Here is a 23,818-nt window from a genome sequence, read left to right as displayed (position 1 = left end):
TTCATTGAATAAATTTGTAAAATTGCGGGCATTTTTCCACCGCATGGTCAAAAATCCCAAATTTCGGCCAATCCTGCTTGCTCTTACAATTTCTTGTGATTAACCAATTGCCCATCAGATACCGTTGAAATTGCGCTGAAAGGATGAGAAATCGTGGAGCAGGCAACGAGCGGAAAACGCAAAGGCGGACGCAAGGCGCTTTGGGCAGCCGTAGCAGTCATCGCCATCGCCGCTGCAGGTGCAGTCGGATACAAGATTACACTCGAAAAGACGATCAATGCTCAGCTTGAACGGCGTGGCGGTAAAGCTGCTTCAATTTCAGCTGACTTCCTTGGTCATATCAAGCTGACTGACGTCGTCCTGCCTCTTAAAGATGGCAAGGATATTACAATTGGTTCGATTGAAGGTCGTCCAAAAATCCTGTTCCTGAATGGCATGCTGGACGCCAAGGACATCAAAACTGAAGTTGCGCAGTTCAAAATCGCACTGCCGAGTGTTCTTATTGAGGACGCCGATTTCGACATTGCAATGTTGCGCGATACTTTTGGGAATGGCGAACTGACCCTTGCCGAGCGCGTTGGTCGTTTTTCTGCAAAACGCATGTCTATTCCTGAAATCAATGTCTTTCAGATGCTGAACGATAAGGAACAGAAGACGTCCTACAAGGATGTTATGTTTGAAGATATCGTGAATGGTCACGTGGCGCGGTATACCTCGTCTGGAGCGACCTTTGATCTCGATCTGTCATTGCCGAATGAGGCAGGCAAGATTGAAGAAGAGCGCATGACGGGCACGATCGGCGTTTCAGAGGGCAAAGATATTGACGGTGTTTTCATCGCACGTCTTTACACTGAAGCTGCGGGTCCAAACGATACTGAAGCCAAGCCGGTTTATGGGCCATTCTCTGCAAAAGATATCGTGATCAAAAGCACGAAATCGAATTTTAGCTATGCTGAAATCCGTAGCAATGGTTTCACGATGCGTCTGCCAGCGGAGCCGTTGACGGAGACTTTGCAGAAACTTGAAACTGCTAAGGATATTGATGCGCTAACGCCTGAAGAGCGCAAAGAGTTCTTTGTCCGTCTGATTGGTCTTTTTGATACGATTGGTAAGGGCGACGTCGAATTGTTGGGCATGAAGATCCAGCCCGGCGATCCTGAAAAGGGTCAGGGTAGCATCGAAAAAATGTCGATGGCGTTTGACAATAAGAAGTTTGATATGTCGCTCACCGGTTTCTCAGCTGGTAACGCTAAGGATTATTTCAAGTTAGACGAGTTTTCGCTTAAGGGCTTCAATTGGGCGCCTTCAGCAGAAGCGATAACGAAGTTTGCCGCTTTGAACGAAGAGGAAATGGAGAGTTTCCCGTTCACGACCATGCTGCCAGAGTTTGGGACAATCGTTGTCAAAGGTATCGAAGCCGATCTTCCTTATGATAATAACGCGTATGATGATATCGATATTGAGGATGAAGACGGTAATCCGGTGCCAAAGCCTGATGGCCTGCCGCATCGCTTGAAAATTGGCGTTAAAAGCTATGAAGTCGCACTGAATAAGCCAGTGAATGGTATTCCGTCTGATATTCGTATTGCCTATGAAGATATGTCTTTGCCTGTGCCAGCGGATAGCAGCGAAGAAATCTATCAGCAGCTTCGCAAGCTTGGTTATGAGCGCGTCACGATTTCTTCAAACGTGGAAGCGAACTGGGACGAGCCGACGCAGAGCCTTATCATTAAGGACATTTCTCTAAGCGGCAAAGATATGGGTAAGATTTCCATGTCTGGTCTGATGGGTGGCTTCTCTAAGGAGTTTTTCTCTGGTGACAAGGTGCTTGCTCAGGTTGCGCTTCTGGGGCTTAAAGCGCGTGAAGTGAAGCTGAAGGTGGAAAATGAAGGTCTCGCTGAAAAAGGACTGAAGCTCTATGCAGACGAAAACGACATGTCTGTTGAAGAAGCACGCAGCACACTCACACTCATTGCGAGTGCTGTCTTGCAGGAACTTGCTGCCGATCAGCCACAGCTTGAAGGTGTAATCTCGGCGTTCAATACGTTTTTGGCCAAGCCGAAGAGCTTTGAAGTGACTGCAAAATCCAAGTCTGAGCGCGGTATCGGTGCATTGGAAATGATTGCGGTTTCTCAAGATCCGATGTCGATCCTCGATAAGATCAATATTGAAGCAACTGCCGACTAAAACAAGCGTTCTTCAATAGCTGAACAAAAGCGCCGGCTCATGTAGTCGGCGTTTGCATTTTGAGCCGAATTTCAGATAGGGTGCGCAAATTAAAATTCATCATTCGGAATTCATCAATGCTCAAAAATATAAACCCGCTGCTGACCGGTTCCCTTCTCGAAGTGCTTGCGGATATGGGCCATGGCGATGATCTGGTTATCGTTGACGCCAATTATCCTGCGCAGGCTTCTGGCGTTCAGGTGATCGATCTGCCGGGCATCAGCGCAACTGACGTCGCAGAGGCTGTTCTGTCGCTTTTGCCGCTTGATGACTTTGTCGATCTGCCTGCGGCTGTCATGGAGTGCCCTAGCGAGACGCCTGCGATTTTTGGTGAGTTTGAAGCGATTATTGAAAAGGCTGAAGGCCGCAAGATCGCGGTAGAGCAAATCGAACGCTTTGCTTTTTATGATCGTGCAAGTGCTGCGTATGCTGTCATCCGTTCGGGTGAAAAGCGTCTCTATGGCAATATTATTTTCAAGAAGGGCGTTATTCGCTCGTAATTGAAACTAAAAAAACCCCGCGATGCGGGGCTTTTTTATTAATGCTGTTTTACTGCTGAGGCTTTGGGTGATGGTGCTCCATCTTGCCCTTGCCACCGTGATGCGGACCTTTTGGGCCGTGGTGGTGTTTCTTGGCAGTACGCAGCTCATGGCGGTCAAGCTTGCCGTCTTCATTACGATCGAGCGCTGCAAATTCCTTCTGGCGCTGCTTCTCAATCGCTTCCAGTGTGATTTTACCGTCACCCTTAACGTCAAGGCGGCGTTCTAAGCGATCGGCTGCACGGCTTACCATGCGCTTAAGGGCAAGAGCTTCGATTTCATCGCGAGACAGAACGCCGTCACCATTGGTATCTGCGGCTTTTAGTTCATCCATGCGGGAGAACTTTTCCAGATCAATCGGTCCGCGCTTGCCTTTGGTTCCATCAGTTTGCGTAATGGAAGTATCCGTCCCCGATTTTCCTGTATTTTCGGTTGCTTTTTCCTGCGCAAAGGCTGCAGTAGAAAGCAATGCTGACGCGATAACTGCAACATACAAGGTCTTCGATTTCATGGTTCTATAACTCCATCACTCTATACAAGGGCGCCATTGATTGGCGTGTGAGTAATGTCGGTCATTTTACGTGAACCTGATATGAACAAGCCAATTAATAATTGGTAATGTTATGTCGCCCGTTTTGCGCGCAATCTTTCTCTGAACATTGAGAAGAGGCCAGCTGCCACAACAATGCTTGCTCCTGTCAGGACGTTCCAGGTTAGCTGTTCGTGGAAGACCAGCACAGCAATCAAAGCGCCCACAACCAGCTGTAGATATGTCAGCGGCTGCACTTCAACAGCTTCAAGAATGTCGTAAGCGCGAATGAGGCAATAGTGGCTTGCAATACCAGTTACGCAGAGCGCTGCCATCCATGGCCAATCGTGCAGAGCGATAGACTCTACGTGGAATAGGCCAACCATGGTGAGGACAACTGCGCCGCCAATGCCAGTATAAAAGAAGCTGGTCATTGAGGTGTCGGTTTTACTGACAGCGCGTGTTGCAATGGCATAAAATGCAAATATGACGGTGGCGCTAATCGGAAACAGCAGTGCCCAGTCAAACTGGACATGGGTCGGGTCGATAATCAGCAGGACGCCAAATAAGCCCACGAAAATCGCCAGCCAGCGACGCCAGCCAACCTTTTCGCCGAGCAGTGGCACTGAAAGCATGGTGATCAGCAGCGGAGCTGCCTGAAAGATTGACTGCGTCATCGCCATACCGACACGGCTGAGGCCGTAAACCAGTATAACGATTTCAGCTGCGAGCAGAATTCCGCGAAGTACCTGCAAGACGGGACGTTGTGTTGAAGCTGCGCGCGCAATTCCCCCCGAACGCGTAGCGACAAGAATCACAAAAGCCGCAAAAACCCAATAACGCACCATCGTTATAAAGATGGGCGAATAGTGTGAGCCGAGATACTTCGAAATGCCGTCTTGGGTAGCGAAAATTGTGACAGCGAGAAGTGTGAATGTGTAGCCAAGGCTTTTGCGGGTCATAAGGCACTCTCATAGTACCACTGCACCAGTTTCGCTATGTCTATTTGTACGGAATCTTTGTTCAAGACGAACTAATAATCGACAAAAAATAGGAAGGAATTTTTCGAAAGAGTTTATCCGTTGCCCTTGCTCTGGCACTCGGTAATCAGCGGTAACTCTTTGTAAGGAAGGAGAAAATGGTGGGTGATGTAGGGATCGAACCTACGACCCGCTGATTAAGAGTCAGCTGCTCTACCAACTGAGCTAATCACCCACTCGCTTCTCCGAGGCAGCGGCCCCGGTGAGGTGAGCGGTTCTATAAAGGCCGCTTTTCTTTGTGTCTAGCCTTCAATTGAAAAAAAACGAAAAAAAGTTCAATGAATTTAAAAAGGCCCAGAAATGATGGGTTTTTCTAAATTAACATTTGCGCGTATATGGTGCACATCTTTGATTTGCGCCTTGTGATTGCCGGCCCGGGGCCGAATCCAGGGAATCAAATTGTTCATAATTCTGTTTTTGAAACATTTTTTCGGTGTGTGGTTGCAACGAAGCGCCTGAATTTCCATATGCATGAAGCTCAAATCACATGCGTTTGTGTCTTGTGATGAGAATCCCTTCCGGCTTTTCATGAGCGCGCCGCAAATGTCGCAGTCATGTCATCAATTTTTGATGCTTGTCTGAGATGCTTCGGCATATAAAAGACTTGATAGGCGAATATGATTTTTGCCATTGAGAAGATGCTGCAAGCGTTTGTTACGCGCAGGCAGGCGAGGGGTTCACGCACCGGATTGTCCTCGTTTAAGAAAACCCGAAGCCGCACCCCATGTTGGGATGCGTTTTCATAATCCGGTTCGCGGCATTTTGAGGACGGAATGGAAAGCATAATCAGCGACCTCGGACAGTTCATCTCCGATCATCGGGCATGGGCCGCTCCTATCGTGGGCGTAATCGCCTTCGGCGAGTCCCTCGCTATTATAGGTATGCTTATTCCAGCGACGCCGATCATGCTCGCAATTGGTGGCCTCGTTGGTGCTGGTATCGTTGAGCCATGGCCAATTATCATTGGTGCGATTATCGGTGCCGTTATCGGTGATATCGTTTCCTATCTGCTCGGCTGGTGGCTTGGTCGCAGCATTATTCACAAATGGCCGCTCAACAAACACCGCACAGGAATTGCGCGCGCACGCTTGCTGTTTCGCCGTTATGGTTTTTCCGCTGTCTTCCTCGGACGCTTCTTTGGTCCGGTGCGCTGCACCGTACCGATGGTCGCAGGCATGATGTCGATGGATCAAAAGCGATTCCAGACGGCAAACGTTCTTTCTGCTATGGTCTGGGCACCTGTTATGTTTCTGCCGGGCTGGCTCGCTGGTCGTGGAATCGGTGTTTTTGCCAAGATGGATGGCGATCATATGTTCTGGGCCGTCGTCGGAATCACGCTTGTGACGATTGTTGCAACCTTGGTTGGTATGCGCTTTTTCAAGGGCCGTCCGCGTCGTGAGCGTAAGCGCGGCGTTCATGTTTCTCCCGCAGAATAGCATATGGCCTTGCGCGTGAGCCGCGCGTCTGCATAATGCAGCAAACTTATGCTTATTTAACAACATGGCATTTGAGGGTGAGCAAGCAGCTCCGTTCGTGTCTTTTAAAAAGGTTCATCGCGCTTTATGCCCGACGACAGTTCTGACGACCCTTCTTCACGAAGTCCCGCTCCCTTTCAGGGAGCGTCGGACTTAAGAGGCTTTGAGCTTACTCACGCCGTTTGCAATTTCTTCTCGCCGTTCCGTGTTTCTACGGTTCGGGAAGAAAACGCATGCGGCGTTTTTTCTGTTTCCTCGTCTTTTTGATTTTATAGGAGCCGACACATCATGGATTGGTCCATGGACTGGATTGCCGACCCCAATGCCTGGATAGGTCTGGTAACATTGGTGGTGCTTGAGATTGTTCTCGGCATCGACAATCTCGTTTTTATCGCAATTCTCGCCGATAAACTTCCGCCGCATCAGCGTAATCGTGCGCGTATAATTGGTCTTACACTGGCCCTAGTCATGCGCCTTGCGCTTTTGGCGTCGATTTCGTGGATTGTGACGCTGCGCGAACCGCTGATTAGCGTCATGGGCCTATCATTCTCTGGCCGTGATCTCATCATGTTAATTGGTGGTCTCTTCCTTCTTGCCAAGGGCACGATGGAATTGCACGAACGCCTTGAAGGTGCCCATGGGCCAAAGAACTCGCGCGTTGTCCATGCTGTTTTCTGGCAGGTTATTGTTCAGATCGTTGTTCTTGATGCGGTATTCTCGCTCGATAGCGTGATTACAGCTGTCGGTATGGTGCAGCATCTTCCTGTGATGATGATTGCCGTTATCATTGCTGTTGGCGTTATGATGCTTGCATCGCGTCCGCTGATGGACTTTGTGAATAAGCATCCGACGGTTGTTATTCTCTGTCTTGGCTTCCTGATGATGATCGGCTTCAGTCTGGTTGTCGAAGGTTTTGGCTTCCACATTCCGAAGGGCTATCTCTATGCGGCGATCGGCTTCTCGGTATTGATCGAGGCAGCAAACCAGATGGCGCGTAAGAATCGTGAGAAGCTGGTGACGACCAACGATTTGCGCGAAAGAACCGCTGGAGCGGTCTTAAGGCTCCTTGGTGGTCAACGCGATGACAGTCCTCTCTCGGATACAGTGGATGTGATTGCACAACAGACGGCGTCCAGCGATATCTTTCTTCCCGAAGAGAAGGAGATGATTCGTGGAGTTCTCGATCTCGCAGATCGTCCTGTTCGCACCATCATGTCTCCGCGTAATGAAATCGAATGGCTCGATCTGGATGAAGACGAGGCGGAATTGCATCAGGCAATTCGTGAGCTTTCGCATTCGCGAGTCGTTGTAGCACGTCGTCAGGTTGATGAGTTCGTCGGTGTGGCGCTGGTCAAGGACTTGTTGCTCGATATGAGTGACAAGAAGCCGATTGACTGGGACAAAGTGGTCAAGCAGCCGCTTGTGGTGCATGAAAATGCGAATGTTCTGCGCGTTATGGAGCAGTTGCGTGTTTCGCCGGTACAGCTCGCCATTGTGGTTGATGAGCACGGTTCATTTGAAGGCGTGGTTACGCCGACCGATGTTCTTGAAGCTATTGCTGGCGAGTTTCCTGATGAGGACGAGGAAGCGTCCGTTGCAGAATCAGATGGACAGGGCGGCTATCTCGTTGATGGCTTTACTGACATTCGCCGGCTCAGCAGCATCCTGCAACGCGATCTCGTGGATGACAGTGATCGTTACACGACGCTGGCCGGTTATGTCATCTGGCATCTGGGGCATTTGCCGCTGGGTGGTGAAAGTTTCACTGCTGATGGGTACGAGTTTACGATCCATGCGATGAATGGTCGCCACGTCGAAAAGGTTCATATTCGGCCTGTTGACGATTACGAGGTGTAAAATGGAATAATTTTGCGAGCAGCTGAAAGGTTGCTCGCAAAATATTTCACCCTGTTAATTCCTATAGAATAAGTAGGATATTGACTTTTTCAGCCAAGCCTTCAAAATTAACACATCGTTCAATGTTGTGGCGAAAACACGGCCTTGAGGTGATGGTATTAACGGGAGGCTCTTATGAACCGCAAATTTTTATTGCTGATTAAAAGCCTGAAAAGTGGTGGGCTGGCAGTCATGTCCTCTTTGGAGCAACCTTGGCGCGGCATGAAGCTGAATGCGGAGGAAATTGCACGGCGACGCCGTAATCGCGTTGAACGCGGCGAGCAAAATTTTCTCTGGTGCTGGCAGCATCGCGGGTTCTGGTAGGCATTAATAGCCGGAAAAAAGTTTTGAAAGCCGGAAGCAAAAGCTTCCGGCTTTCTTGTTTTTGTTGCGCGTCTTAAAGACTCTTTGGAAAATTATTCTCCATCAGACTTTGCTGTTAGGCAGGGTTTTCAAGAATGGCTTCGAAGGTAGTTTATATATTTAAATCAATGATTTAGATTGATTCTTGTCTATCTCTCTGTAGATTTGTTTCCCAATGGAAGTCGATTTATGGGCGCTTTGCGCAAGCAAAGTGAGAATGGTGCAATCTATGAAGAAAATTATTCTATATGCCGCAGTGGCGCTCGGTTTGGGTGCAGTTCCTGTGCAGGCGCAGGAGCAGCCGAAAGAAATCCTTAATGTGTCTTACGACATTGCGCGTGAGCTTTACGAGCAGGTCAACAAGGCGTTCGTTGCTGATTGGAAAGCCAAGACGGGTGAAGATCTCACCGTCAATCAGTCTCATGCCGGTTCTTCCAAGCAGGCCCGCTCCATCCTGGAAGGTTTGGAAGCTGATGTTGTTACTTTCAATCAGGTTACGGATGTTCAGGTGCTGCATGACAAGGGCGATCTGATCCCTGCTGACTGGCAGAAGCGTTTGCCGAATAATTCATCACCCTATTATTCGTTTCCCGCATTTTTGGTGCGTGAAGGCAACCCAAAGGGCATCAAGAATTGGGATGATCTGGCGCGTGAAGACGTGAAAGTTGTGTTCCCAAATCCTAAGACTTCGGGCAATGCACGCTATACCTATCTCGCTGCCACGGCCTACGCGAACGAAGCCTTCAACGGAGATCAGGACAAGGTTCACGAATTTATCGGCAAGATTTTTAAGAATGTACCGGTGTTTGATACTGGCGGTCGTGGTGCAACCACTACCTTTGCTGAACGCGGCATCGGCGATGTTCTTGTGACATTTGAAGCGGAAACCCGTGGAACTGAAAAGGTTCTTGGCGCTGACAAATATGACGTTGTCGTTCCTGAAGTGAGCCTGCTCGCTGAATTCCCGGTAACGGTTGTTGATAAGGTTGTCGACAAGCGTGGATCGCGCAAGATTGCTGAAGCTTATCTCGATTATCTCTATTCCCCTGAAGGTCAGGAAATTCTTGCGCAGAATTTTAACCGGGTCCACGACAAGGATGTGATTGCGAAGCACAAGGATATCTATCCTGATGTTCGTCTTGTGACTGTTGAAGATGCTTTCGGCGGTTGGGAAAAGGTTCAGAAAGAGCATTTCGCCGAAGGTGGTGTGCTTGATAAGCTGTTCACTGCCAAGTAAATAAAACTACCCGGCGGGGGGGGATATTCGATCCCCGCCTTTCTTTTGGAAAAATCCATTGTCGCTTTTGAGCATGAAACGTAATTCAGTGCTGCCGGGGTTCGGGTTGACCCTCGGTTGCACCTTGCTTTATCTGGCAGTGATTGTTGCCTTGCCGCTGTTGGCGATGATCCTGAAAACTGCAAGCCTAGGCTGGAGTGATTTCTGGAGAATCGTCACGTCAGACCGCGCGTTGGCGACGTTTCGAATTACGATCAGTGCAGCAGCGGTGGCCACCGTCTTCAATGGGCTGTTTGGCTTGCTGTTGGCATGGGTTTTGTCGCGTTACCAGTTTCCTGGTAAGCGGCTGATCGATGCGGCTGTTGATCTGCCGTTTGCACTGCCAACAGCTATTGCAGGCTTAGCGCTAGTGACTTTGTTTGCACCGAATGGCTGGTTCGGACAATATCTTGAGCCGATTGGCATCAAGGTTGCCTATGCACCTATCGGCATCATGGTTGCGATGTTTTTCACAAGCATTCCCTTTGTCATACGCACGGTGCAGCCGGTGTTGGAAGAAATGAGTGCTGATGTTGAAGAGGCTGCACGCAGCCTTGGTGCAAAGCCGTGGCAGATTTTCACGCACATCATTTGGCCGACGATCTTTCCGGCGTTTCTTGCGGGTGCTTCGCTGTCTTTTGCGCGTAGTCTTGGCGAGTTTGGCTCGATTGTTTTCATTTCCGGCAATTTGCCTTTTGAAACGGAAGTGACCTCGCTGCTCGTCTTCATCCGGCTCGATGAATATGATTATCCGGCAGCGGCTGCTTTGGCTTTTGTCATGCTGTTGATGGCGTTCTTCATGCTTCTTGTGACCAATCTTATTCAGGCAAGGCAGCTTCGCTATGCAGAGCGCTAGTGTTCAGGCGCGCAATGCGCCCGGTCCTGTCCGTAACCTGCTGATTGGCCTTGCAGCTATTCTTTCCGCGATCTGCATTGGCGCGCCTCTGGCAATTATCTTTTCCTATGCGTTCAGCAAGGGCGTCGGTGTTTTTTTCAGTGAAATCTTAAAGCCTGATACCTTGCATGCGGTCTGGCTCACGATCCTGACGGCAATTGTCGTTGTGCCAATGAATATGGCCTTCGGCGTTTGTGTGGCATGGCTTGTCACGAAGTTCCGTTTTCCGGGGCGCAGACTTCTGATTACCTTTGTCGAAATCCCATTCTCGGTGTCACCGATTGTTGCGGGTGTGACTTATCTCTTCTTATATGGCTCGCAGGGACTGCTCGGCCCGTTGCTTGAGAGTTACGACATCAAGATCATGTTCACGGTTCCGGCGATCTTCCTCGTGAGTCTATTCGTGACATCGCCTTTTGTCGCGCGTGAGCTTATTCCGCTGATGGAAGTGCAGGGCAGCGATGAGGAAGAGGCAGCGCTTACACTTGGAGCGAATGCTTGGCAGACGTTTTTCTATGTCACACTGCCCAACATCAAATGGGCGCTGCTTTACGGTGCTGTGCTTTGTAATGCGCGTGTGATGGGTGAGTTTGGTGCGGTATCTGTTGTTTCAGGCGCTATTCGCGGTAAAACCAATACGCTGCCTTTGCAGGTCGAACTGCTGTTCAATGATTACAACGTAGCAGGCGCTTTTGCTGCCGCTTCGACTTTGGCTGGCATTGCACTTTTGACACTGGCTTTAAAAATCTGGCTTGAACGCAAACAGCATAGCTAAAGCGCATCCCGAAAAGTTTTAAGCGGTTTTTGGCGAAGATGCGCTTATGAAAAATGAAACCGCCCGACTTCGAGAAAGCGGGCGGTTTGCGGTCACGCTGCTTGGGAGAGCGTGTGTGTTATTGGTTCTCTTTGTAGCGACGAGGCGAGGATTGCGCCTTCCGGCCAATGCGTGAAGCCGCTGGCTACATTGATATGTCCTGCATGGCCAATATCAACAAAGCCTGAACCCCAGACATTGGCGATAGCTTCGGCCTTGGCAAAGCTCATATATTCGTCATCGCGGCTGGCGACGACAATCGACGGAAACGCCAGTTCATGACGCGGTAAAGGTGCGAAGCTCGCAAAGCGACTGTCGCGGCGCGACATGGTTTCCACGTCTGCCGGAGCGACCAGAAGCGCACCCGCAACATGCGCCGCAGCCGGACGACTTGCGAGATGCGAAACAAGAATACAACCAAGACTATGGGCAACCAAAACTGCGCCGGGATTTTCGGCGAGTTTGGCTTCGAGCGCGTGCATCCAGTCGGATAGCACCGGATAGTGCCAGTCGTCTTGTTCGACGAGCACTGCTGACGGATCGTCATGCAACCATTGGCGCTGCCAGTGGCCTGCTTCCGATCCCTTGTAACCGGGGATGATCAATGTCGCAGGCATGCGTTAGTTCCTCTTGGAAAATGCCTTGGGAGGCTGTTTTTGCTCTACATTGGGAGGTTTTGCGAAGCAATTTCCAAGATAAGGGCTATTTCATACCATTTTAAGGAAAATAAATTCAATTAGAGGCGGGAATGTAAAAAATAATCCCGCCTCTGCAATCCTATTTCTTTTGCTTATCGTTCCAGCGAAGCACGAATTGCGATTTCTCGAAAACGAGTACGACAATCAACGACATTGCAAATGGAATGAGAAGATAGAGCAGGCGGAACACGATGAGAGCCGCCAGAACATCAGCTGGGTTCATGTCCGGCAAGCCAGTGAGAAACACGAGTTCAAGCACACCGAGGCCGCCGGGTGCGTGCGAAATAAGCGCTGCTGAGAATGACACCAGAAAGATGCCAAGAATGATCAGGAAGCCCGGATTTCCAGCTTCCGGCAGAGCGAAATAGATGATGCCAGCCGCACCAATCAGTTCCAGTGGAGCGACGATAAGCTGCTGTGTCACGACAGGCAGACGCGGATATTCCAGCCGAAACTTGCCAATCTGCAAAGGACGAAGCTGTAGCCAGCTGCCAAAGACATAAAGCAAGACAAACGCCAGCATAGCCAAAGCAATAATGATCGAAATGGTCGGTGTGAGTTCTTCATTGAAGCGCATCAGAATATGCGGTTCCAGAAGCAGAACGATACTCGAAGTGATGATCACGCCCAGAATAAACGTGAAGGAACAGAAGGCAATCAGGACGGCAATTTCGCTGCCGGGCATGCCCTGTGAGGAATATGCACGGTAACGAACCACAGCACCTGATACGACCGATGCACCGATATTGTGTGACAAGGCATAGGTTGTGAACGAGCAAAGGGCGATGAAAAGCCAGGATATTTTCCGACGCAGGTGAAGAAGTGCGATGCGATCATATCCAGCGAGCGAGCTATAGGCGAGAAGGGCAGCTGCGGCAGACAAAAGCCAGTGATGTGCGCGAATTGCGTAAAGACTATCCAGAACGTCGTCGAGAGAAATGCTACGCAGTTCCCGATAGAGAAGCCAAACAGATATAGCGACTGCACAAAGGCCAATGATCGGCCAAATATAATCCTTGAATTTCATTAACTGGCCACCGCACCTTCAATTCGCATTCAATTCCCCTTTGTCATGCGCCCCGGACTTTGCGTTTATCGTGGAAACGCTCGTAATCCGTTGTTCCTTCTTTATCGCCTTCTCCATTGCTGCGGCGATTTCTGCTTCGCCGAGAATGACAGAGTCTGCACCTAGATCATGCAGATATTGAGCTTCGGCTTGCGAACAGGCACGCACAACAATGCGCACATTTGGGTTCGCCTGCCTTGCAAGACTTGTGATGCGTCCTGCCTCGAAAGCGTTCGGAATTGCAATCACAACATTTTGGGCAAAAGATGGATTCGCCGTCTCCCATATTTCAGCATCCGAGCCGTTCCCCGCAATAGCTTCAATGCCGATTTCTTTCAATCTGAAATAAATCTTTGGCGAATCTTCGACAACAAGGAACGGAATGTTATTTTCCTGAAGACTTGCTGCCACGCGACGGCCAATCTGACCATATCCGACAATCACTGTATGATCCCTCAGCTTACTCTGCGGTAGCCGTGCAGGCTCAGAAATGCTGACGTCTGCCTCCGTGCTATCGCTATCGGATGGCTGAATGCCAAGGCGTTTTTCGATCCGTGGTCGCAGACGGTCTGCGGCTATGAACATAACCGGATTGAGGAAGATCGATAGGATTGCGCCTGCAAGGATCAGGTCGCGTCCTTCTGGTGGCAGTAAATTGAGCCCAACGCCGAGCCCCGCAAGAATGAACGAGAATTCTCCGATCTGCGCTAGGCTTGCAGAAATGGTGAGTGCTGTTCCGACAGGACGTTTGAATGCGCGAACGATAAAGAATGCGGCAACCGACTTGCCCACGAGGATGATGGCAAGCGTTGCAATGAGGGGCAGGGGATCACGGATGAGGCTCATCGGATCAAACAACATGCCCACGGATATGAAGAAGAGAACTGCGAAAGCATCACGTAGCGGCAGAGATTCTTCTGCGGCGCGATGGCTGAGTTCAGATTCACTCATCACCATGCCAGCAAAGAACGCACCGAGCGCGAAGGAGACGCCAAAAAGATGCGCTGCACCAAAGGCAACGCCAAGGGCAATCGCCAAAACGCCTAAGCGGAACAATTCGCGCGAGCCGGTTTGAACGATGACATTCAAAAGCCATGGAATGACCTTGCGTCCCACAACCAGCATGAGTGCTATGAAGACGACGACTTTGGCAATCGTCAGAAGAATAATGCCGCCAACCCCGAGGCCAAGCCAGTTGGCGATTGGGTCGTTCATTGTAGTTTGACCGATATCAGTGCTAACACTGGCTAGTGCGGGTAGGAGCACCAGTGCCATGACCATAGCGAGATCTTCCACTATCAGCCAGCCAATCGCAATGCGGCCGCGCTCTGTATCAATGAGGCGCATATCCTGCATTGCGCGCAGGAGGACGACGGTACTTGCCGTCGAAAGCGCGAGACCAAAAACCAGGCCGGCTTTTACATCCCAGCCGAGCGCTAAGCCAAGCGCTGTGCCGAGTGCTGCGGCTGTCGCAATCTGCGCCAGTGCGCCGGGGACAGCGATAGCTTTAACGGAGAGAAGGTCTTTGAGAGAGAAGTGCAGGCCGACGCCGAACATCAGCAGAATAACGCCGATTTCGGCCAGCTGAAGGATCAGATCCTGATCTGCAACGAAACCCGGTGTATGCGGACCAGCAATGACACCTGCGAGGAGATAGCCAACAAGGGGAGAGATTTTTAGTCGGGTGGCGATAGTGCCGAAGATGAATGCCAGACACAGGCCAACGACGATTGTCGCAATCAGAGGCGTGTCATGGGGCATAGCGGGGCCTTCCCGATTTCAATCATGCAAAGTTTTATGGGAGAAGCCGGGCATGGCGAAAACCATGCCCGGCCATGAGTTTACTTCTGTGGTGAAGTGCCGTTTTCAAGAACAGCCTGATGCGCTTCCTGACGACGCTGCCACCAGTTGCCCAGCAGAAGCAGGATCGGTGCTGCAATGAAGATCGACGAGGTTGTTGCGATAAAGATACCGAACAGCATTGGCACGGCAAAATTATGCACCGCGCTTCCGCCCCAGATTGCCATTGGCAGCAAGCAGAGGAACGTCGTCACAGAGGTATAGATACAGCGGATGAGAACCTGATTGATACTCATATCCACGATCTCGCGCAGCGGCTTCGACTTATAAAGACGCATGTTTTCACGCATGCGGTCATAAACCACAACCTTATCGTTTACTGAGTAACCAATGGCTGTCAGCAGTGCTGCAATAGCCGTCAGGTTAAAGTCGAGCTGTAGGAGCGCAAAGAAGCCTACCATCTTGGTTGTATCGAGAACGAGCGTGATAATCGCGCCAACTGCGAAGAACCACTCAAATCGCCACCAAAGATAGATCAGCATACCGAGAGCTGATAACAAGACTGCGATGAAGCCTGAACGCGCGAGTTCGCCGGAGACTTTCGGGCCAACAACTTCGGTACGCTCGATTTTTGCGCCAGCATCGATTGCCGCAATTGCCTCACGCATTTTGTTAACTGCAACGGTCTGTGCTTCTTCGCCGCCATCTTGTCGCTGAATGCGGATCAGCACGTCGTTCGGACTACCAGCTGACTGAAGGGCAACTTCACCCAGTCCCAAGGCACCGAGTTTTTCACGCAATTGCGCGAGATCTGCTGGTTGTGATGTGGTTATTTCAGCCTGAATACCGCCTTTGAAGTCGATGCCATAATTCAGACCCGGCTTAAAGAACAAGCCGATTGAAGCGAGCGACAACACAATAGAGGTTGCGATACCAAGGTAGCGCGCATTCATGAAGCGGAAATTTGGATTTTCCGGAGCGATCCTCATAAATGGCTTGATTTCAAGTATCTTCAATTTGCGCTTGCGGACATACCAAGCCATCGCCATGCGAACGAGTGTGACGTCAGTAAACATCGAAATGACGATACCGAGCATCATGGCGACAGCAAAGCCGCGTACAGGGCCAGTGCCAAACATGAAGAGCAGGAGTGTCGAAATCAGCGAGGTGACGTTCGAGTCGACAATCGTAGCAAAAGCTGCATGGAAGCCTTTATCGAGCGCCGCCATAGCGCCAAGGCCTTTGCGGGTTTCTTCTCGAATACGCTCGTTGATCAAAATATTCGCGTCAACCGCGATACCGATACCCAGAATAATACCTGCAATACCGGGCAATGTTAGCGTTGCTCCGATAAGACTGAGGGCTGAGAAGGTGAGGACGGTATGGAGCAGAAGCGCTACGTTCGCAATAAGACCCCAGACGCCATAAAGCAGCTGGATAAAGACCGCGACGAGGATAAACCCTGCGATACCGGTGATCAGACCCATCTTAATAGCGTCGCCGCCAAGGTCAGGACCGACGGTGCGCTCTTCGATAACTGTCAGCGGAGCAGGCAAGGCACCAGCGCGGAGCAGTGCAGAAAGTACAACACTATCCTGAACCGTGAAGCTGCCGGTGATCTGACCAGAGCCGCCTGTGATCGGTTCATTGATACGTGGCGCAGTCAGGACTTTGCCGTCGAGCACGATGGCGAACGGGCGGCCTGTATTTTTGGTTGTAATATCTGCGAACTGACGCGCGCCAAGGCTATCGAAGCGAAACGAAACGATTGGCTCGTTGGTGCGTTGATCGAATCCTGCACGCGCATCGGTCAGGCGTTCGCCTGAAAGCGCGATCTGATCTTCAACAGGATATTTGATGTTTGGGTCTTTAGAATCCGGCAGGATGCTGACACCGGGAGGTGGTGGGTCATTCGGATTTACGTCTGCGACCATGTGGAAGCTCATCTTCGCGGTGCTGCCCAGCAGCTGGCGAAGATGTGCTGGGTCTTGAAGACCTGGAAGCTGAACAACGATACGGTCAGAGCCTACGCGCTGGATCGATGGTTCGGCCACACCGACCTGATCCACACGCTGACGGATAATTTCAAGGCTCTGCTGGAGAGCCGCATCAAGGCGGTATGTAAAGCCAGCCTGTGTTAGCGTCAGACGGATCTGATTGTCACTGCTGGTTACATCAATGTCGTTGATCGCCGTGCCAAAGCCAGTCGTGTTAACCTGAGAGATCAGAGTTTTAAGAGCTGTATCGGCCTTCGCGCGCTGATCGGCATCCGGGATTGTCACGATGACAGAGTCGCCAACAGCACGGATGGATTGAGGCTGAATGCGTTCAGCACGCAGCTTTCCACGCGCATCATCAAGCAGCGCGCGCATACGGTCACTCTTGAGGCTCGCTGCATCCACTTCGAGAACGAGGTAGGAGCCGCCACTCAGATCAAGACCCAGTGTAACCTGTCGTTTTGGGAACCACGAAGGCATTGCTTCGAGTTGTGTTTTTGTGAAAAAATTGGGCAAGGCAATGATGATACCGATCAGAACGATCAGTCCATAAAGCACTGCGACCCATTTAGAAGTACGCATAAGTCTAAATTCCGGATATTGAGTGCTATAAGTTTGTATTAAAACAAAGGCTTATCGCACATTTTTTCGTAATAGATTCAGGGTTGGCCGAAGCCGCCTTCAAAAGAAGGTTTCACGCCATCGCTGGCGGAGCGCGTGCAGAAACAAAACTGCTTTGCGAAAGCCTCAAAAAATGTGGGTTTTGGGCGGTTTGGACGGGCTGCCCGTCGTAAACGACAATCTCGCTGGCGAGAGTTGCGATCCCATCGCCATTCCCGTGAGGATAAGCTGCCTTAATTTTAGCTGCAATCGCATCTGTCAGGACAGCACGCATCGGCTGGGTTGCCGGTGTGGATTGCTGACGTGGGGGAAGTGCAGGTGCGTTATCGACCTGCTGCGCAGCCATTTTTCCGGGGGGCGAACGGCTCGCTTCGCCGCCGAGTGCAGAAAGGTCAATTGCGAACAGAAAAGCGGCGAACGACAGAACGCACGTCACAACAAGCATGAAACCATGCTGATGAGAACGATCAGGACGCTGATCTGCGTTGTTCATGCCTTTAATCAAAATTCCCGAACTTTCTTCGACAGCCTTTCCGCAGAAAGAAGCCAGTTTCAGAATGATTTTGCCTATAGCTAAACCGTTCTGTTTATTCGATTTTATGCAATGCCCGATTCAAAAACATCGTATTTTTACCAAGGCTTAGCGATGACACCTACAGCATCGATTCAAAAAAGGGAATCGTTTTCTGTATGGGGCTGATCATGCATTGAAATCACTGAATAAAATCAAAAGCTCATTTTGGTATCGAGCCTGCCATAGTATTGCTTCTGTTATCATGCGCTGTATGTTCAAAAGCAGATCGAGAAACCGGCAGAGTTCAAATTGACATATTTATCGATGTTCCGTGCAGTTGCATTTGCTCTGGCTTTTTCGCTGGCCGCGATGGGGCAATCAAATGCGCAAGATCCCAAAGTGTCAAAGCCGCAAGCTCCCGTAGCTGCTCAACAGTTGGCACCTGAACAAAAAGCTGTTGTTGAAAATAACACACCCGTCTCTGATGTTGTGCAGCAGCAAAAACCGGTTATCAACGATCTCAAGCAGCAGACGAAAACGATCAGTGATCAGTTGCAGAAATCTGTAACAAACGATGAAGCTCTTGCTAATTTCAAGCTGCAGCTCGATGGACTTTCCAAGAAGCTGCTTGATGCTGGCGTTGCTTTTCGTCCACGCCTGACGGAGATCAATACACGGCTGGAACAGTTGGGGGCAGCGCCTTCCGGTGATCAGGCAGCGGAACCAGCAATTGTTGCTGAAGAGCGCGCACGGCTGATCGCTGAAAAAGCCGAAATCAATGCTGTTATTGGCGAAACAGAAGATGCATCACTTGCGGTCAATCAGATGGCTGCAAAAATCGGCAATATGCGCCGTGATCTGTTTGCACAAACTTTGTCGCAACGTGTGAACCTTGATCTTACGCTTGGTTCGGAAGTGACCGCCGCCGCGAGCAATCAGATGGTTTCACTGTGGAGTATCGTGAAATCATGGTGGCGGTTCGTTTTCACCTTCAAGCTGAACTCATTTCTGGCTGCAGCTTTCTTTGCGGTTGTTGCTGCTCTGGTTATTCAGCTCGGTGCTCGACGGGTTTTGGGATCGCTTTACGAACGAGATGTCACCAACGAAGCGCCTTCCTATCTCAGCCGTTTGTCGGTTGCCTTCTGGTCAACGGCGATCCCTTCGGGCGCGGTCGCCGTTTTCCTAGCTACGACCTACTTCTGTCTCGACTATTTTAACGTACTTAGGCCCGACATTGGGACACTGCTGCAATCGCTCTTTATTGTCCTTGGCATTGTCTTCTTTATCAGCCGGTTGGCCTTTGCCTGCATCAGTCCTTATACTCCCGCATGGCGGTTGGTGCCTATTGCGCCGCGTCCGGGCAGGGCGCTGGTTTGGTTGATTACTGGTATGGCACTGATTAACGGGTTGGATTCGTTTTTCAGCAAGGTTAACCAGGTTCTGTCGTCACCATTGTCTTTGACTATGGCGAAAAGCCTGCTGTCGACCGTTGTGATTGGCGTGCTTATTCTCATTATAGCGCTCGTGAAGCCGATTGAGAGAAACGTCGGAGAGGCGGTTCGCCCTTGGCCGAAAGCCTTCCGCGTTTTTCTCATCTTGCTTGGTCTCATCCCGATTGTTGCGGCCTGCTTGGGCTTCATTGGCCTTGCGCGCTTTATGGCGCAACAGATCGTTGTCACCGGCGCATTTCTCGTAACGATGTATCTCGGCTTTTTGACCGGACGTGCGATTTCGGAAGAACAGGCCTTTGCGTCCAGCCCAATTGGCCGGGTGATGCGTGATCGCTTCCATTTTGACGAAGCAAAGCTGGATCAGCTCGGGCTTGTTGTCGGTATTCTTATCAATCTCGCAGTTGCCTTAGTCGGCATACCGCTGGTGTTGATGCAGTTTGGCTTTCAATGGGTCGAACTCAAAAACACGTTCTATCATTTGATGACAGGCTTCCAGGTTGGCAGTATTTCCATATCGCTGATGGGAATTCTGACTGGCGTGGGCCTGTTTATCATCGTCTATCTGATGACGCATTGGTTCCAAAACTGGCTGGATAGCAAGGTTCTTGCGCGCGGCCGCGTCGATTCGGGCGTTCGCAATTCTATACGCACTGTTATCGGTTATGTTGGGCTGGTACTCGCCGGGCTGGTCGCAGTATCTGCTGCTGGCTTCAATCTATCCAGTCTGGCGCTGATCGCTGGTGGCCTCTCACTTGGTATTGGTTTTGGTCTTCAGAATATTGTCCAGAACTTTGTTTCTGGGCTTATTTTGCTGGCAGAACGTCCGTTCAAGGTCGGGGACTGGGTGGAAGCGGGAACAGTCAGCGGTATTGTCAAAAAGATCAGCGTCCGTGCGACCGAAGTTGAAACCTTCCAGAAACAGTCGATTGTCGTTCCAAATTCGACACTGATTAACGGAAATGTCGGCAACTGGACGTTGCGCAATAAGCTGGGTCGTATCGATATCAATGTGCAGGCGGCCTATACGGATGAGCCGCGCCGTGTTCACAGTCTGCTGTTGGAAATTATTCGCGGCCATCCATCGATTTTGAAAAATCCAGAGCCGTTTGTTGCGCTGCAGAGCATGACGGATTCCTTGCTCGTATTCGATGTCTATGCGCATGTCGCAGATATTACATCGACGGGTGGTATCAAGAATGAGCTGCGGTTCCAGATTGTTGAGCGGTTCCATGCGGAAGGGATTCAGCTGGCTTCTTCTTCAACGGATCTGGTGCTGGGTATGCCGGAAATTGAAAAGCTTTCGGAATTGATGAATAGGGAAGTAACCCGTGCTGCAAAGCCGCGAAAAGAAAAGGCTGCGGAAGCAGACAAGCCAGAACATGATGACAAGGTATGAACGGCGTGTTCAGTTGCGGTTCAGTTTTGAAGTCTTATAAGTAATCAAGAATGAGAGCAGAGGACTGCTTAAACGAGTGGGGCCGATTTTCGGCTTGTAGCGGGAGCGGCGGTAACGCTGAAAAAGATATGAATAAGGTTCAAGTCCATTTTGCTGGCAAAGTCGCACTTGGCGCAGTGCTTGCACTCTCTTTTTCTGTGCCAAGCCTCTATGCTGCCAGTGTTTCCAATAACGATGCAGCTCAGCAGACAATTGTAGTGACCGAAGGTGTAGCAAAGCGCGAGATGCTTATTGCTGCTGGTGAGACCGTCGAATTCTGTGACGGTGGCTGCTTCGTAACGTTTCCGAATGGTGATCGTGAAGCGCTGAAAGGCGATGAAAAGATTGTTATTTCCGGCGGTAAGGCATCTTTTCAATAGTTTCGGTTTTTGAATGTAAAAGCCGGGGTTTTGCCCCGGCTTTCATTTTTGCGCATGTCGTTACCGGAAAACCGGGTTCCACTTTTCCGCGACATGCGTTAGCTTCGCGGCTTAAGATTTTCGGGGTCGTAAAGCGGTTTATAACCAATCGATACGACTTCGACAGGGTAGGTCTCGCCAAAATATTCCACATTCAGCTTGCGGCCTTCCTGACAATAGGACCATGGCAGATAGGCGAGCGCGATATTTTTGCCAATGGTTGGTCCATAGGCGATGGACGATGTGAAAGAGCGACGACCGAGTTCATCGACAAGTGTTTCACCTGTTTCAGGATCGAGCACCGGCAAAATGCCGACCGGATAGCGTGCAACGCCTTTGGAATCGACATTCTCGCTCATGACCAACGTGCAGAGCATTGCTGGCTGATGTTCGCGAGCTTTATATTCAAGGTGCTTTGCCTTGCCACAGAAGTCTGCTTCCTTAACCTTCGGGCGGGCAAGGTCGGCTTCCAACAGGTTATATTCCGTGAGCAGGTCTGCATTTTGAAGACGCAGACTTTTTTCCATGCGGCGTGTATTGGCGTAGGTTTCAACGCCAACAGCAATAGCACCCGTTGAGCGCAGCGCATCCCAGACGGCAAGCCCGTCTTCGTAACGCATGTGCAATTCCCAGCCCTGTTCGCCGACATAGGAAATACGGAACGCGGTAACGTCTTTACCTGCAATGCGGATTGGCTTGATCGCTGCAAAAGCGAAGTTTTCGGGATCAAGACCATCCGGGTCTTCGACAACTTTTTTGAGATTTTCGCGAGCATTCGGTCCCCAAATGCCAATGGTGACGTATTTTTCCGTCACATCGGTGATGGTGACATCAAAGCCTTTATCCTCAGCAACCCGGCGCATGTAATGGAAATCGCGGGGACCAGCATCTGCACCGTTGATCATACGAATGCGGTCAGCCATGCGGATTGCGGTAAAATCGGCGCGCACCATGCCTTCACTGTCGAGGAAGTGTGTGTAAATGCCTTTGCCGATATTCGCATCGCCGCCAATTTTGGCAGCACAAAGCCATTCCATCAGGTCGACATGGTCCGGGCCTTCAATGTCATACATGGCGAAGTGCGAGAGATTGATAATGCCGCAATCTTCGCTCAATGCGAGATGTTCGGCATTGGAGACACGCCAGAAATGGCGGTTATCCCATTCATTTTCGCGGACGGGAATGCGGTCACCATATTTTTCCAGCAGATGTTCATTGGCCGCATAGCCATGCGCCCGCTCCCAGCCGCCTAGCTCCATGAAGTAGCCGCCGAGTTCTTTTTCACGCTCATAGAAAGGTGAGCGGCGAATGTTGCGGCCTTTGGAGAATGGCTCACGCGGATGGACTGCTGGATTATAGACCTTCATCGCGGTTTCGGTGCAGCGATCCCAGATGAACTGCTCCGTCATTTGATGCGGATAAAAGCGCGAATAGTCGATGGCATGATGATCAATTGACGTCCGGCCATCGGTCATCCAATCGGCAATGAGCTTGCCCATGCCGGGGCCGTCCTTGACCCATATTGCAACCGCGTACCAGAGACCGCGCACCTTCTGGCTTTCGCCCATCGATGGGCCACCATCGGTCGTCACCTGCAAAAAGCCGTTGAAGGAATGGCTTTCATTATAGCCGAGTTCGCCCAGAATGGGTGTCAATTCAATGGCGCGTTCGAGTGGTTCGAGTACCTGTTCCATATCGAGATCGCGCTGCGAGGGCGACAGGCGGGCTTCGTGCTTTTCAAGCAGATCACGAGGGTGGCAAAGGCGCGGATTGGTTTCCTCGTAATAGCCCCACTCGATTTGCCCGCCTTCGGCAGTCTTTGGGTCGCCCGTGTCGCGCATATAGGCAGAATTGCCCTGATCGCGCAGAAGCGGCCAGCCGATTTCCTTGCCGGTGCCTGCAAACTCATTATAGGGTCCGAAAAAGGTGAGCGGATGATCGATCGGCATGACTGGCAGGTCTTCACCAACCATTTCGGCAATCAAGCGGCCCCAAAGTCCGGCACAAATAACGACATAATCCGCTTCTATAGTTCCGCGATGCGTAACAACACCTTTGATGCGTCCATTTTCAACAATGAGTGACTGAGCGGGCGTATTCGCAAAGCTCTGTAGTTTGCCAGCGGCTTCTGCCTGATCGACCAGCTTGCCAGCAACGGTTTGTGACCGTGGAATGACAAGGCCCGCATCGGGATCCCAAAGAGCGCCCTGAACGAGGCTTTCTTCGATGAGTGGGAACTTCTCTTTGACTTCGGATGGCTCCATCAGTCGAACGCGAGTGCCAAAGGCTTTGCCAGATGCGACCTTGCGCTTCAGCTCTTCCATGCGGGAATCATCACCGACGCGAGCTATTTCGATGCCGCCGACACGGGCGTAATGCCCCATCTTTTCGTAGAAATCGATGGAGTAAAGCGTGGTCCAACACGATAGAAAGTCGTGACTGGTCGCATAACAGAAATCGGAAGCATGTGCTGTGGAGCCGATATCCGTCGGAATACCGGATTTATCAATGCCGACAATGTCGTCCCAACCGCGCTCAATCAGGTGGTGGACGACCGATGCACCGACGATGCCGCCAAGTCCGACAATGACGACTTTTGCCTTCTTAGGAAACTCTGCCATTTTATGCGATCCCATTTATAATTTGATGGAATCATAGTGATTGGTGTGGGCCAACAATATTCATTCTACGACATAATCAGAGCGTCCGGCGACCGAAGTTAAATGTGTATTTGATTGAGCCGAAATGTTGATTTTCATATGCG

Annotated in this window: 19 protein-coding genes and 1 tRNA gene; 10 read left to right on the top strand and 10 right to left on the bottom strand. The window is 50.7% G+C overall.

What is annotated here, in order from left to right:
* The first annotated feature begins 153 nt into the window (after nucleotides 1-153).
* Both RI570_RS02050 and RI570_RS02045 read left to right on the top strand, forming a co-directional pair.
* The gene (locus tag RI570_RS02050; RefSeq protein ID WP_313826707.1) at nucleotides 154-2,187 is read left to right on the top strand and encodes a hypothetical protein; all 2,034 of its coding nucleotides are present in this window, start codon (nucleotides 154-156) and stop codon (nucleotides 2,185-2,187) included.
* 116 nt (nucleotides 2,188-2,303) lie between these two features.
* Nucleotides 2,304-2,726 (top strand): RbsD/FucU family protein, encoded by a 423-nt coding sequence (locus tag RI570_RS02045; RefSeq protein WP_313826706.1) that lies wholly within the window; start codon nucleotides 2,304-2,306, stop codon nucleotides 2,724-2,726.
* Nucleotides 2,727-2,775: 49 nt separating this feature from the next.
* On the opposite strand, the gene RI570_RS02040 is transcribed toward RI570_RS02045, so the two are convergent.
* The 4 genes from RI570_RS02040 to RI570_RS02025 form a co-directional block, all read right to left on the bottom strand.
* The gene (locus tag RI570_RS02040) at nucleotides 2,776-3,276 is read right to left on the bottom strand and encodes a calcium-binding protein (RefSeq protein ID WP_313826705.1); all 501 of its coding nucleotides are present in this window, start codon (nucleotides 3,274-3,276) and stop codon (nucleotides 2,776-2,778) included.
* A 110-nt stretch (nucleotides 3,277-3,386) separates the two neighbouring features.
* Nucleotides 3,387-4,256: a DMT family transporter gene (locus tag RI570_RS02035; protein ID WP_313826704.1), complete on the bottom strand. Its 870-nt coding sequence runs from the start codon at nucleotides 4,254-4,256 to the stop codon at nucleotides 3,387-3,389.
* Between the two features lie 177 nt (nucleotides 4,257-4,433).
* Nucleotides 4,434-4,509, bottom strand: a tRNA-Lys gene (locus RI570_RS02030).
* A gap of 351 nt (nucleotides 4,510-4,860) precedes the next feature.
* The gene (locus RI570_RS02025) at nucleotides 4,861-5,118 is read right to left on the bottom strand and encodes a hypothetical protein (RefSeq protein WP_313826703.1); all 258 of its coding nucleotides are present in this window, start codon (nucleotides 5,116-5,118) and stop codon (nucleotides 4,861-4,863) included.
* On the opposite strand from RI570_RS02025, the gene RI570_RS02020 reads away from it, so the two are divergent.
* From RI570_RS02020 to cysW, 6 genes are all read left to right on the top strand, one after another.
* Nucleotides 5,108-5,770: a DedA family protein gene (locus RI570_RS02020; RefSeq protein ID WP_250038913.1), complete on the top strand. Its 663-nt coding sequence runs from the start codon at nucleotides 5,108-5,110 to the stop codon at nucleotides 5,768-5,770. The two genes, RI570_RS02025 and RI570_RS02020, sit on opposite strands and share 11 nt — an antisense overlap.
* A 327-nt stretch (nucleotides 5,771-6,097) precedes the next feature.
* On the top strand, nucleotides 6,098-7,666 hold the full coding sequence (locus tag RI570_RS02015; protein WP_313826702.1) for a TerC family protein: 1,569 nt from the start codon (nucleotides 6,098-6,100) through the stop codon (nucleotides 7,664-7,666).
* 174 nt (nucleotides 7,667-7,840) lie between these two features.
* On the top strand, nucleotides 7,841-8,029 hold the full coding sequence (locus RI570_RS02010) for a hypothetical protein (RefSeq protein WP_313828638.1): 189 nt from the start codon (nucleotides 7,841-7,843) through the stop codon (nucleotides 8,027-8,029).
* A 268-nt stretch (nucleotides 8,030-8,297) separates the two neighbouring features.
* Nucleotides 8,298-9,305, top strand: a complete 1,008-nt coding sequence (locus RI570_RS02005; protein ID WP_313826701.1) for a sulfate ABC transporter substrate-binding protein — start codon at nucleotides 8,298-8,300, stop codon at nucleotides 9,303-9,305.
* A 73-nt stretch (nucleotides 9,306-9,378) separates the two neighbouring features.
* Complete coding sequence (cysT, locus tag RI570_RS02000; RefSeq protein WP_313826700.1) at nucleotides 9,379-10,200, top strand: sulfate ABC transporter permease subunit CysT; 822 nt, start codon at nucleotides 9,379-9,381, stop codon at nucleotides 10,198-10,200.
* A complete protein-coding gene (gene cysW, locus RI570_RS01995) occupies nucleotides 10,187-11,014 on the top strand; it encodes a sulfate ABC transporter permease subunit CysW (protein ID WP_313826699.1) in 828 nt (275 codons plus the stop codon). The genes cysT and cysW overlap by 14 nt, the downstream gene beginning before the upstream one ends.
* A 92-nt stretch (nucleotides 11,015-11,106) precedes the next feature.
* Here the strand turns inward: cysW and RI570_RS01990 are convergent, their stop codons facing one another.
* The 5 genes from RI570_RS01990 to RI570_RS01970 all read right to left on the bottom strand — a co-directional run bounded on the left by RI570_RS01990 (nucleotide 11,107) and on the right by RI570_RS01970 (nucleotide 17,728).
* Nucleotides 11,107-11,670 (bottom strand): alpha/beta hydrolase, encoded by a 564-nt coding sequence (locus RI570_RS01990; protein ID WP_313826698.1) that lies wholly within the window; start codon nucleotides 11,668-11,670, stop codon nucleotides 11,107-11,109.
* Nucleotides 11,671-11,830: 160 nt separating this feature from the next.
* Entirely contained in the window at nucleotides 11,831-12,778 is a 948-nt protein-coding gene (locus tag RI570_RS01985; RefSeq protein WP_313826697.1) for a lysylphosphatidylglycerol synthase domain-containing protein, read from the bottom strand.
* A gap of 18 nt (nucleotides 12,779-12,796) precedes the next feature.
* Nucleotides 12,797-14,578, bottom strand: coding sequence for a YbaL family putative K(+) efflux transporter (gene ybaL / locus RI570_RS01980; RefSeq protein WP_313826696.1), 1,782 nt, complete (start codon nucleotides 14,576-14,578; stop codon nucleotides 12,797-12,799).
* An 80-nt stretch (nucleotides 14,579-14,658) separates the two neighbouring features.
* Complete coding sequence (gene secD, locus RI570_RS01975; RefSeq protein ID WP_313826695.1) at nucleotides 14,659-17,196, bottom strand: protein translocase subunit SecD; 2,538 nt, start codon at nucleotides 17,194-17,196, stop codon at nucleotides 14,659-14,661.
* Between the two features lie 112 nt (nucleotides 17,197-17,308).
* Complete coding sequence (locus RI570_RS01970; RefSeq protein WP_313826694.1) at nucleotides 17,309-17,728, bottom strand: hypothetical protein; 420 nt, start codon at nucleotides 17,726-17,728, stop codon at nucleotides 17,309-17,311.
* A gap of 390 nt (nucleotides 17,729-18,118) precedes the next feature.
* Here RI570_RS01970 and RI570_RS01965 point away from each other — a divergent pair, with 390 nt between their 5' ends.
* Entirely contained in the window at nucleotides 18,119-20,596 is a 2,478-nt protein-coding gene (locus RI570_RS01965; protein ID WP_409558642.1) for a mechanosensitive ion channel domain-containing protein, read from the top strand.
* Nucleotides 20,597-20,724: 128 nt separating this feature from the next.
* Nucleotides 20,725-21,015, top strand: a complete 291-nt coding sequence (locus tag RI570_RS01960; protein WP_313826692.1) for a hypothetical protein — start codon at nucleotides 20,725-20,727, stop codon at nucleotides 21,013-21,015.
* Nucleotides 21,016-21,113: 98 nt separating this feature from the next.
* On the opposite strand, the gene RI570_RS01955 is transcribed toward RI570_RS01960, so the two are convergent.
* Nucleotides 21,114-23,675, bottom strand: a complete 2,562-nt coding sequence (locus RI570_RS01955) for an FAD-dependent oxidoreductase (RefSeq protein ID WP_313826691.1) — start codon at nucleotides 23,673-23,675, stop codon at nucleotides 21,114-21,116.
* Between the last annotated feature and the right edge of the window lie 143 nt (nucleotides 23,676-23,818).

Origin of the sequence: Brucella pseudogrignonensis (assembly GCF_032190615.1) — a bacterium.
In the GTDB taxonomy this organism is placed as follows: domain Bacteria; phylum Pseudomonadota; class Alphaproteobacteria; order Rhizobiales; family Rhizobiaceae; genus Brucella; species Brucella pseudogrignonensis_B.
The sequence above is the reverse complement of the archived record's forward strand: the minus strand, read 5'-3'. Positions and strand labels throughout refer to the sequence as shown.

What these genes read in the sequence shown, in the direction of transcription:
- RI570_RS02045 (WP_313826706.1), top strand. Translation starts at nt 2,304, where the DNA reads ATGCTCAAAAATATAAACCCGCTGCTGACCGGTTCCCTTCTCGAAGTG.
- RI570_RS02040 (WP_313826705.1), bottom strand. Translation starts at nt 3,276, where the DNA reads ATGAAATCGAAGACCTTGTATGTTGCAGTTATCGCGTCAGCATTGCTT.
- RI570_RS02035 (WP_313826704.1), bottom strand. Translation starts at nt 4,256, where the DNA reads ATGACCCGCAAAAGCCTTGGCTACACATTCACACTTCTCGCTGTCACA.
- RI570_RS02020 (WP_250038913.1), top strand. Translation starts at nt 5,108, where the DNA reads ATGGAAAGCATAATCAGCGACCTCGGACAGTTCATCTCCGATCATCGG.
- RI570_RS02025 (WP_313826703.1), bottom strand. Translation starts at nt 5,118, where the DNA reads ATGCTTTCCATTCCGTCCTCAAAATGCCGCGAACCGGATTATGAAAAC.
- RI570_RS02015 (WP_313826702.1), top strand. Translation starts at nt 6,098, where the DNA reads ATGGATTGGTCCATGGACTGGATTGCCGACCCCAATGCCTGGATAGGT.
- RI570_RS02010 (WP_313828638.1), top strand. Translation starts at nt 7,841, where the DNA reads ATGAACCGCAAATTTTTATTGCTGATTAAAAGCCTGAAAAGTGGTGGG.
- RI570_RS02005 (WP_313826701.1), top strand. Translation starts at nt 8,298, where the DNA reads ATGAAGAAAATTATTCTATATGCCGCAGTGGCGCTCGGTTTGGGTGCA.
- cysT (WP_313826700.1), top strand. Translation starts at nt 9,379, where the DNA reads ATGAAACGTAATTCAGTGCTGCCGGGGTTCGGGTTGACCCTCGGTTGC.
- cysW (WP_313826699.1), top strand. Translation starts at nt 10,187, where the DNA reads ATGCAGAGCGCTAGTGTTCAGGCGCGCAATGCGCCCGGTCCTGTCCGT.
- RI570_RS01990 (WP_313826698.1), bottom strand. Translation starts at nt 11,670, where the DNA reads ATGCCTGCGACATTGATCATCCCCGGTTACAAGGGATCGGAAGCAGGC.
- RI570_RS01985 (WP_313826697.1), bottom strand. Translation starts at nt 12,778, where the DNA reads ATGAAATTCAAGGATTATATTTGGCCGATCATTGGCCTTTGTGCAGTC.
- ybaL (WP_313826696.1), bottom strand. Translation starts at nt 14,578, where the DNA reads ATGCCCCATGACACGCCTCTGATTGCGACAATCGTCGTTGGCCTGTGT.
- secD (WP_313826695.1), bottom strand. Translation starts at nt 17,196, where the DNA reads ATGCGTACTTCTAAATGGGTCGCAGTGCTTTATGGACTGATCGTTCTG.
- RI570_RS01970 (WP_313826694.1), bottom strand. Translation starts at nt 17,728, where the DNA reads ATGAACAACGCAGATCAGCGTCCTGATCGTTCTCATCAGCATGGTTTC.
- RI570_RS01965 (WP_409558642.1), top strand. Translation starts at nt 18,119, where the DNA reads ATGGGGCAATCAAATGCGCAAGATCCCAAAGTGTCAAAGCCGCAAGCT.
- RI570_RS01960 (WP_313826692.1), top strand. Translation starts at nt 20,725, where the DNA reads ATGAATAAGGTTCAAGTCCATTTTGCTGGCAAAGTCGCACTTGGCGCA.
- RI570_RS01955 (WP_313826691.1), bottom strand. Translation starts at nt 23,675, where the DNA reads ATGGCAGAGTTTCCTAAGAAGGCAAAAGTCGTCATTGTCGGACTTGGC.